Origin of the sequence: Phenylobacterium sp. (assembly GCF_004799395.1) — a bacterium.
Taxonomy (GTDB): Bacteria; Pseudomonadota; Alphaproteobacteria; order Caulobacterales; family Caulobacteraceae; genus Phenylobacterium.
In genome coordinates, this window is sequence record NZ_SSMZ01000207.1 from 1 (window position 1) to 9,054 (window position 9,054).

The 9,054-nt window shown below is 68.1% G+C and carries 7 protein-coding genes and 1 pseudogene; 4 read left to right on the forward strand and 4 right to left on the reverse strand.

Annotation, left to right across the window (positions count from 1 at the left end):
* Window positions 1-222: 222 nt before the first annotated feature.
* Complete coding sequence (locus E8A12_RS13305; protein WP_293369470.1) at window positions 223-1,047, reverse strand: sensor histidine kinase; 825 nt, start codon at window positions 1,045-1,047, stop codon at window positions 223-225.
* Between the two features lie 151 nt (window positions 1,048-1,198).
* Here E8A12_RS13305 and E8A12_RS13310 point away from each other — a divergent pair, with 151 nt between their 5' ends.
* On the forward strand, window positions 1,199-1,567 hold the full coding sequence (locus E8A12_RS13310; protein WP_293369473.1) for a copper-binding protein: 369 nt from the start codon (window positions 1,199-1,201) through the stop codon (window positions 1,565-1,567).
* A gap of 64 nt (window positions 1,568-1,631) precedes the next feature.
* Here the strand turns inward: E8A12_RS13310 and E8A12_RS13315 are convergent, their stop codons facing one another.
* A complete protein-coding gene (locus E8A12_RS13315; RefSeq protein WP_293369475.1) occupies window positions 1,632-2,447 on the reverse strand; it encodes a hypothetical protein in 816 nt (271 codons plus the stop codon).
* A 404-nt stretch (window positions 2,448-2,851) separates the two neighbouring features.
* Between E8A12_RS13315 and E8A12_RS13320 the strand changes: the two are divergent.
* The 3 genes and pseudogenes from E8A12_RS13320 to E8A12_RS13330 form a co-directional block, all read left to right on the forward strand.
* Window positions 2,852-2,959 (forward strand): annotated as a pseudogene (locus tag E8A12_RS13320) (ClpX C4-type zinc finger protein); the annotation flags it as partial.
* A gap of 386 nt (window positions 2,960-3,345) precedes the next feature.
* Window positions 3,346-5,133, forward strand: a complete 1,788-nt coding sequence (locus E8A12_RS13325; RefSeq protein ID WP_293369478.1) for a long-chain-acyl-CoA synthetase — start codon at window positions 3,346-3,348, stop codon at window positions 5,131-5,133.
* Between the two features lie 73 nt (window positions 5,134-5,206).
* The gene (locus E8A12_RS13330; RefSeq protein ID WP_293369480.1) at window positions 5,207-6,532 is read left to right on the forward strand and encodes an amidohydrolase; all 1,326 of its coding nucleotides are present in this window, start codon (window positions 5,207-5,209) and stop codon (window positions 6,530-6,532) included.
* Here the strand turns inward: E8A12_RS13330 and E8A12_RS13335 are convergent.
* Both E8A12_RS13335 and E8A12_RS13340 read right to left on the reverse strand, forming a co-directional pair.
* On the reverse strand, window positions 6,498-7,298 hold the full coding sequence (locus tag E8A12_RS13335; protein WP_293369482.1) for a hypothetical protein: 801 nt from the start codon (window positions 7,296-7,298) through the stop codon (window positions 6,498-6,500). The genes E8A12_RS13330 and E8A12_RS13335 overlap by 35 nt on opposite strands.
* Before the next feature lie 112 nt (window positions 7,299-7,410).
* Entirely contained in the window at window positions 7,411-8,916 is a 1,506-nt protein-coding gene (locus E8A12_RS13340) for a PAS domain-containing protein (protein WP_293369484.1), read from the reverse strand.
* Window positions 8,917-9,054 lie beyond the last annotated feature (138 nt).

Here is a 9,054-nt window from a genome sequence, read left to right on the forward strand (position 1 = left end):
CTCGTCCCAGCATCGAACTTGCGACTTCACCCCCATCCGATCCCGTTGGGGCAATTTTCTACCCTTGGATTTTCTCGATTTTGACTACGGAGTCAGGCTCCTAGGGCGGCGGCGGTTGCGACGCCAGCCGTGTCCCGGCGTCACAGGGGTCCGTGCCGTGGCGGACCACGCCCCGGAGATCCTTGCTGACATCGCTGTTCGGCGCACGCGGTGGGGCGATGATCAGCGACCTGAAGCGACCGGTGAAAACAGCACGGTGAAGCGGGCGCCTTGCCCGGTCTCCCGGGCGCCGACAACCAGCTCCCCGGCGATGTCCCTCACAAGCGATGCGATGATCTTCATGCCCAGGCCCGTTGAGGCTTTGGGATCGAAGCCTCGGGCAAGGCCGGGGCCGCCGTCGGTGACAGCCAGGGCGTAGCGGCCGCCGCCGGCGTCGCTGAGGCGGACTTCGATGTCCCCGTTGGCGTGCTTGGCCGCGTTGGTCAGCAGCTCGGCGCAGATGAACCCGAGCGGGATGGCCACGGTCCTGGGCGTCTGCAGGGCGATACCGCCGAAGCTGATCGCGCCTGCGCGCCCCTCTACCGCCAGCATCTCGACGATCTCGTGACAGACGCTTTCAAGGTATTTGGTCAGGTCCACGACGTCTTCCTGGTCCATGCCGTGAAGCCTGCGATGCAGGTTCCCGATGGTCGCGACCCGACGCGCCGCGATGCCGAGTTCGACGGCTGCCTCCGGGCTGGTCGTCTTGCGCGCCTGAACGGACAGCAGGCTGGCCACGAGCTGCAGGCCGTTCAGCAGACGGTGGTCGGATTCCTGCGCCAGCAACTGCATCTGCTGGATGACCTGCCGTTGTTCTTCAAGCTTTTGAGATTCCTCCACCGCTGAGGTGCGTAGCTCGCTCAGGCTGCGCTGGAGCGTCTTGAGCTCGTTTTGTCCCTCGATAATGCTCGGACAGGACTGCGCCCCACACGCCGCAGCCGCGGCAAGGTCAAAGGCTTCGGTTAGTCCGGGGACGCTACTGGCGATCACGGTTTCGGCGCCGGCCATACGGAAATCCCCATCGGGCCGCAGGTTTGAGCCAAGTGGCCGCCTCTCGCCCTCTGTTGGCAAATGAAATCTTAAGTCGAGTGTTCGACATTGATCCAGGTCAGGCTTCGACGTCGGGCCGTCTTTTCTCGTTTGCGCGGAAGCCGGTAAGGTGAGTGATCTGCTGGAGCTGACCATGGTCCTTTGCCGCCCGTTGATCCTCTGCCCCCTCGTCCTCGCCCTGCTTCTTGCCGCGCCTGCCGTTTACGCCGCCCAGGCGCCTGAGCCGGCGCCGGCCGCCCATCCGCCCACCGGCCGCAGCGCCAAGGGCGTGGGCGTGGTCACCGAGATCAACGCGGAGGAGGCGGTGGTCACCCTGCGGCACGAACCGATCCCGGCGTTGGGCTGGCCGTCGATGGTCATGCCCTTCCACCTGGCCTCGCCGGATCTGCTGAAGGGCCTGAAGGTCGGCCAGAGGGTCGCCTTCGACACCAGGGAGGCCGAGGGCCTCCCGGAGATCACCGCCATCCGCAAGCCGTGATGGCGCACGAGAAAGGGCCGCTCCTTCTGGAGCGGCCCTTCCTTAGGTCCCCAACGGTTGAGCTTTAAGCCGTCGGCGGGGTCTGGGTCGGCGGCGGAGCCGTGGTCGGCGCGGGGGCCGACTGCACGGGCGCCGGAGTGTCGGCGGGCGCGGTGCTCTGCGGCGCGCTCGACGGCGGCAAGGTCAGGACCAGCGGCGCGGCCGGAGCGGGCGTCGGCGCCGCGGCGGGCGCAGCCGCGGCAGGCGACGCGGGTTGGGGCGCCGGCGCAGCTCGCGGCATGGGCGCGGTGGTGCTGGCGTCCGCGGCGGTGTCCGACGCGGCGTGCGAGCGGACCGTCGTGGTGGTCCTGTGCGTCACTCCGCCGTCGCGGCTACGGGCCGTGGTGGTGGTCGTGGTTGCCTTCCCGGCCGGGGCCGCAGGCGTCGCCGGCGTCGTCGCCTCGGCCACCTGCGTCGTCACCGAACCGTCGGGCGTCGTGGTCGTGGTCGCCGAGCCGGGGGTCAGCTCGGCCACGCCCTGGCCGCCGTGCGGTTGCATGGCGTACCAACCGGCCGCGCCAACGCCGCCGATGACGATGAGACCCGCCACGATGGCGATCGGCACATTGCTCGACGCCGTCTTCTTGGTGCGGTTGGCGAAGGTCGGGCCGGCCGCGAAGGCGTCGTCGGTGGGCTCAAGCGGACCCAGCGCGTCGGAGACCGGGGTGGCGGCAAGGGGTTCGTCGGCCGGCGCAAAGCTGCGCGGCTCGGACGCCCGGCCTCCGCCGAAGCCCCGGCGCTTCTTGTTGCGTTCCCACGCCGGAACCGGCGCGAACATCGGGCCGTCGGCGGTGTTGTTGGTCGGACTGTCGTCCGGAGTGGCGCTAAAATCGATGGTCATCTGAAGTCCCTCCAGGGGATGTGTTCGGATGACCCAAACGGGAACACGCCGGTCGGGTTCCGGATCTGAAACGCGCAAGCTTGGCCGCGCGCGGGGGGTTGAGACCGCTCAGCGTCCCGGAAGGTTCCCAACATAAAGGTAGTAAAATCAATAAGATAATCTCAGTCCGGCGGGGTTGGCCCGGAAGGGACGCGGGCGCCTTCATTTTCGGCGCCGGCGCCAAATGACCTTATTTGCGCAGTCAGGTCATTCTTGACAGTATCCGCCGTCAGGGATTACCTGACAGTCAGGATCACCCTGACATGGAGGCCGGTATGAGCGAGGCCAACTCGAAGCGCACCCGCGAAGAGATCAAGGCGCGGCGTAAGCTTGAGCGCGCCACCAAACTCAAGCTTCCGGACGCCTTGCACTGCTCGTTCTGCGGCAAATCTCAGCGTGACGTGGGCAAACTCATCGCCGGGCCCTTCGTCTTCATCTGCGACGAGTGCGTGGAGATGTGTAACGACGTGATCGCCGGCCGCCCGATCCCCGACAAGGGCTACCAGAAGCCGCTGGGGCGTTCCACCGACCAGCTTCTCTTGCTGATGGGCTCGGTGAACTTCGCCGCCGAGGCCAGCCGCGACTTCCTGCAGCAGGTCGTCGACACCCTGCGCGGCCGCGAGGTCAGTTGGGCCGACATCGGCGCGCACCTGGGCGTGTCGCGCCAGTCAGCCTGGGAGCGCTTCTCCTGAGCCCAATTCGCGCGAGCCGCGAACTCCTGGAAAGGTCCGATTAATCAATTGTGTCCCCGGCGCCGCGTTCCCAAGGCGCCCGGAGCTTTGCTGTCGATCCCGCGCCTGCAATTGCTTGACCCCGCGCGCGCCGCATCCCCAAGTTGGCGGTGTCGTCGGAGCCCCGTATGCCGCTCAAGGCCAATCTGCAGAGAGAGTGGCGCTTCCTGCGCGGGCTGAACCGGACGCTGAAACGCGTGAAGTCGATCGCGGCCGACAGCCCCAATCTGATCTGCGACGACATCCAGGCCGCGGTCGACCAGTGGCGCGACCGCACGGCCATGACCTTCGAAGGCCGCACGGTCACCTACGCCGAGCTCGACGCCATCGCCAACCGCTTCGCCCACTGGGGCAAGGGGGTCAACCTGCGGCGCGGCCAGACGGTGGCGCTGTTCATGCCCAACCGGCTGGAATACTTCGCCATCTGGTACGGACTGTCAAAGATCGGCGTGGTCACCGCGCTGATCAACAACCAGCTCTCCGGCCAGGCGCTGGCCCACTGCCTGAACATCTCCCAGGCGGTCTGCGTGATCGTCGACGCCGAGACCTCGCCGGTTTTCGAGACCGCCAAGCCTCTCTTGGAAAAACCCTTGCCGCAGTGGGTGTTCGGTCCCGCGCACGGCGACCAGCGCGATCTGGTCCAGGCGCTGAAGAGCTGCAGCCAGCTGCCGCCTGACAAGATCGTCCGCGAGGACATCCGCGCGCGCGACACTGCGCTTCTGATCTTCACCTCCGGCACCACCGGCATGCCTAAGGCCGCGCGGATCACCCACGTGCGGGCGCAGCTCTACATGCGCGGGTTTGCGGGCTCGACAGGCGCCAGGATGTCGGACCGCATCTATGTGGCCCTGCCGCTCTATCACGCCACCGGCGGGCTCTGCGCGCTCGGCGCGGCCCTGCTGACCGGCGGCTCGGTATTCCTGCGGCGCAAGTTCTCGGCCAGCCACTTCTGGGGGGAGGCGATCGCCGAGGGCTGCACCATGTTCGTCTACATCGGCGAGCTCTGCCGCTATCTGGTGAACCAGCCGCCCAGCGACGACGAGACGCGCCACAAGGTCCGCATGGCTTTCGGCAACGGCCTGCGCCCCGACATCTGGCCGGTAATGAAGCAGCGCTTCAAGATCCCCGAGATCCTGGAGTTCTACGGCTCGACCGAGGGCAATGTCTCGATGTTCAACTTCGATGGCCGCGAGGGCGCCATCGGCCGCGCGCCCAAGTGGCTGCGCAACAGGTTCAACATCCGCCTGATCCAGTTCGACGTGGAAACCGAAGAGCCGATCCGCGGGATCAACGGCCTCTGCATCGAGGCCGGCGCCGGCCAGACCGGCGAGTGCATCGGCCAGATCGGCCATGACGCGCGCAGCGAATATTCCGGCTACGTCGACAAGGCCGCGTCCGAAAGGAAGGTGCTGCACGACGTGTTCGAAAAGGGCGACGCCTGGTTCGCCACCGGTGACCTGATGAGAACCGACGCCGACGGCTATTTCTATTTCATCGACCGGATCGGCGACACCTTCCGCTGGAAGGGCGAGAACGTCTCCACCAACGAGGTGGCCGAGCGCCTGCTGAGCTGTCCGGGGGTGAAGGAGGCCAACGTCTATGGCGTGGCGGTCGAGGGCGCCGAGGGCCGCGCCGGGATGGCCGGCCTGGTGGTCGGCCCCGAGTTCGACATCAAGATCTTCGACGAGTGCGTCGCCCGCGAACTGCCGCCCTACGCCCAGCCGCTGTTCGTCCGTGTCCTGCCGGCGCTGGAAACCACCGGCACCTTCAAGACCCGCAAGATGGACCTGATCGCCGACGGCTACGACCCCGGCAAGATCAAGGGCCCGCTTTTCTTCCACGATGCGAAGCGCGGCTACGTGAAGGTCACCAGGAGCGTCTACGATAAGATCGCAACCGGCATGGTGAAGCTCTAGCGCGCAGAAATAACGGGCGTACACGGCGCGCGTAGCTAAGGTGCGGCTCATTCAGCTTTCGGGGGTGAGCCGCATGAATTCCGTACTTCGATCCGTTCTGTTCGCGGGCGCTGCGGCGCTTCTGGCCACCTCGGCCCAAGCCGCCCCGGGCACACTCGACGTCGCCAAGGCCAAGGCGCAGATCGATGCGGGCCTCGACAAGGCCTATCCGCACCTCGACGCCCTCTACAAGGACATCCACCAGCACCCGGAGCTCGGCTTCCAGGAGGTCGAAACCTCCGCCAAGCTGGCCAAGGAGATGCGCGCCCTCGGCTTCGAGGTCACCGAACACGTCGGCAAGACGGGCATCGTCGCCATCTACAAGAACGGCCCCGGCCCGACGGTGATGGTCCGCACCGAGCTCGACGCCCTGCCGATGGAGGAGAAGACCGGCCTGCCCTACGCCAGCCATGCAGTCACCAATTGGCAGGGCAAACCCACGCCGGTGGCGCACAGCTGCGGCCACGACATCCACATGGCCGCCTGGGTCGGCGCGGCGCAGCAGCTGGTGGCGATGAAGGCCCAGTGGCGCGGCACGCTGATGTTCATCGGCCAGCCGTCGGAGGAGACGGTGGGCGGCGCCCGGGCTATGATCGCCGACGGCCTCTTCACCCGCTTCCCAAAGCCGGACATCGGCTTCGCCCAGCATGTGGGGCCGTTCCAGACGCTGGGGATTTCCTATCGGGCGGGCGCCAATTCCTCGAGCGCCGACGGTTTCGAGATCACCTTCCAGGGCCGCGGCGCCCATGGCTCGCGGCCGCAGCTCAGCATCGATCCGGTGATGGAGGCGGCCCGCTTCACCGTCGAGGTGCAGACCATCGTCAGCCGCGAGAAGGATCCCGCGGCGTTCGGCGTGCTGGGCGTGGGTTCGATCGTCTCCGGCAGCGCCGGCAACATCATCCCCGACCAGGCGGTTCTGCGCGGCACCATCCGCAGCTACGACGACGCCACCCGCACCCTCCTCAAGGAGGGCTTGGCCCGCACCGCCAAGGCGGTGGCCGAGATGGCCCGCGCGCCGGCGCCGACCGTCGTCTTCGACCAGGGCGCCTCGGCGGTGGTCAATGACGCGGCCGTCACTGCGCGCACCGCCCCGGTGTTCAAGGCGGCGTTCGGCGCCCATGCGGTAGAGGCGACCAGCCCCGGCTCGGCCAGCGAGGACTATTCGGAGTACATCATCGCCGGCGTGCCCTCGCTGTTCTGGGGCCTCGGCGGCTACGATCCGAAGGTGATCGCCGACTACCGCGCCAAGGGCCAAGAGCCTCCGGGCAACCACACCCCGCAGTTCGCGCCGACGCCCGAACCCACCATCCGCACCGGTGTGGAGGCTATGACGCTGGCTGTGCTGAACGTCCTGAGCTGACGCCCCCGCGCACTGGGGCAAGCGAATCCGCCACCACCCAGGCGACGCCGGTGAGCGCGAGGTTGGTGGCGTTTTCGCTCCAGAACCAGTGGTTGGCGGGGTCGCCGATGAGCATCGGCAGGTGCACCAGCGGGGTGAAAGCCGCGTACATGACCGTGAGCAGGATCGCGGCGAGCCGGTCCTTGAAGCGGATCAGGATCGCGACGCCGCCCAGGATGTGGAAGACCCCGGTGGCGTCGCCCCAGAAGACGCCGCCCAGGGGCAGCCACTTCGGAACCAGCGGCGCGGTCAGGTTCATGTAGGCGAAGTGCGCCCCGCCGAAGAGGATGGCGCAGACGCCGAACCCCGCTTGGCCGAGGCGGGTCAGCCGCGCCGCCAGCGCCGGCTCGATCCGCGCGGACCGGGCGAAGACGATCAGCCCGCCGGCGGCGATCGCCAGCTGCTCGGCGAGGTTGCTGTAGGCGCCGTACTCCGCCCGGTGGCGCACCGTCACTGGCACGTCCATCAGGCCGCACACCACGACGCCGAAGTACACCGTCAGCGCCCCGGCGGCCCACGCCGCGGTCCGCCGCCATTCCACCGCCGCGCCGGCGACCAGCAGGAACCCCGCCGCCGCATAGGCCAGCGCCGTGCGTTCGGGGAAACCCTTGGGAACGGCTTGGCCCGGCAGGAAGTCCTTCAGCAGGAAGGCTGCCACCGCGAGCGCGACGGCGCCCAGCCCATAGACGCGCCAGCCCAGCGCGATCGGCGGCGTCTCCGCGGTCATGGCTTTCCCCCGTCCGTCGCGACCCGGCGCAGTCTTGCGCGCGATCCCGGCCGCGTCGCCACGAAGGGCGTCGAAGCGTTGCATCGGCTCGACGAACGGTCGCTCGAAGCGCCTAGCCCCGCGCCAGAGGCAGGCGGATGTGGCAGCGCACGCCGTCTGGGGCGTAGTCCAGCCTGGACTCGCCGCCCAGCTGGCCCTGCAGACTGCGCTCGATCAGCCGCGAGCCGAAGCCTTGCCGGCTTGGCGGGATCACCGGCGGGCCATCATGCTCCTTCCAGTCGATCTCCAGGTCCGTGCGCTCGCCCTGCCGCCGAGCCCGCCAGACGACCTCCACCTGGCCGTCGCCGTGGGCCAGCGCGCCGTACTTGGCTGCGTTGGTCGCCAGTTCGTGGAACAGCAGCCCCAGCGCCAGGGCCTGGGCCGGCGACAGCGCCACGGAGGGGCCCTCCAGCCGGTAGCGCTCGGGCCCGTAGGGATGGAATTCCAGCTGCGCCACCTCGCGCAGGTCGGCGCTCGTCCAGTTAGTGGCGGTCAGCAGGTTGTGGGTCGCCGAGAGCGCCATCAACCGGGACTCGAAGGCGGCGCGGAACCCCGCCGGATCGGCGTTGGTGCGCAGGGTCTGGCTGGCGATCGCCTGAACGGTGGAGAGCGTGTTCTTCACCCGGTGGTTCAGCTCGTCCAGCAGCAGCTTCTGCTGGCGCTCGCCCAGCACCCGGTCGGTGACGTCGCTGCCCTCCACGAACACGCCCACCGCCTCCCCGTCCACACCGAGGATCGGCTGGAAGATGAAATCGCAGAAGCGCTCCTCCAGCGGAGCCCCCGGCTCGCGCTGCAGCAGTACGCTCGTCGCCTGGCCGATGTGCGGCTTGCGATCGCGCATCACGCCCAGCAACAGGTCCTCGAAGCCCTGCTCCACCACCTCCGGCAGGGCCTCGGCGAGCCTGCGGCCGATCACCTGGCGATGGCCGATCAGTTGCAGGTATGCGGTGTTGGCCAGCGCGAAGGTCAGCTCCGGCCCGGTGAAGACGGTCATGAACCCCGGCGCCTGCATGAACAGGTCGCGCAGACTCTGCGTCTCCGCCACCAGGTGTTTGTTGACCGTGGTGATCTCCTGCGCGCGCTGGAAAAGGTCGTTCTCGCCGCGCGCTGGGACCCCCGGATTCGGCCCGTAGGCGATGGTCTTCAGTTGCTGCAGCTCGGTCACGTCGACGGCGTTCTGCGCCACATAGCCGACATCGCCGGCCGCATCGAACAGGGGCAGGTGCACGCACGACCAGTACTTCATCGTGAAGCCGCCGCCGCGCGCCGGGATCGGATAGGCGACCAGTGGCAGGGTCTCGGCCACCCCGGTCACCAGCACCCGGCGCAGGGACTCCTCGACCTGGCGGGCGCCGTCGCCGGTGGGCGGGAACCTCTCGAAGACGTTGCGCCCGAGGATCTCCTCGAGCGTGCACTCGGTGCTGAGGCAATAGGCGGGATTGGCGTCCACGTAGCGGAGGTCGCGGTCCAGGATCATGTACTGGCCCGGCATGGTGCGGAACAGTTGCGACAGGTCCGGTCCGGCCTTGGCGGGCTTCGCGGTCTCGGCGGTGTCTGACTCGGCAGAATCCCCGCGCAATGGTCAAGCTCCCCTACCCGACGATAATGCACTGAAGGCGCAGGCGGTTCCAGCGCGGCGGGAGGTAGGGCCCACGCCCTGACTCACCTATATTCGCCGCATGCCCGACGACATCGCCGCGCCGGCCGCCCTGAAGGG

Excerpts from the sequence above, each read along its gene's own strand:
- E8A12_RS13305 (WP_293369470.1), bottom strand. The coding sequence starts at position 1,047 with ATGGCCGGCGCCGAAACCGTGATCGCCAGTAGCGTCCCCGGACTAACC.
- E8A12_RS13315 (WP_293369475.1), bottom strand. The coding sequence starts at position 2,447 with ATGACCATCGATTTTAGCGCCACTCCGGACGACAGTCCGACCAACAAC.
- E8A12_RS13325 (WP_293369478.1), top strand. The coding sequence starts at position 3,346 with ATGCCGCTCAAGGCCAATCTGCAGAGAGAGTGGCGCTTCCTGCGCGGG.
- E8A12_RS13330 (WP_293369480.1), top strand. The coding sequence starts at position 5,207 with ATGAATTCCGTACTTCGATCCGTTCTGTTCGCGGGCGCTGCGGCGCTT.
- E8A12_RS13335 (WP_293369482.1), bottom strand. The coding sequence starts at position 7,298 with ATGACCGCGGAGACGCCGCCGATCGCGCTGGGCTGGCGCGTCTATGGG.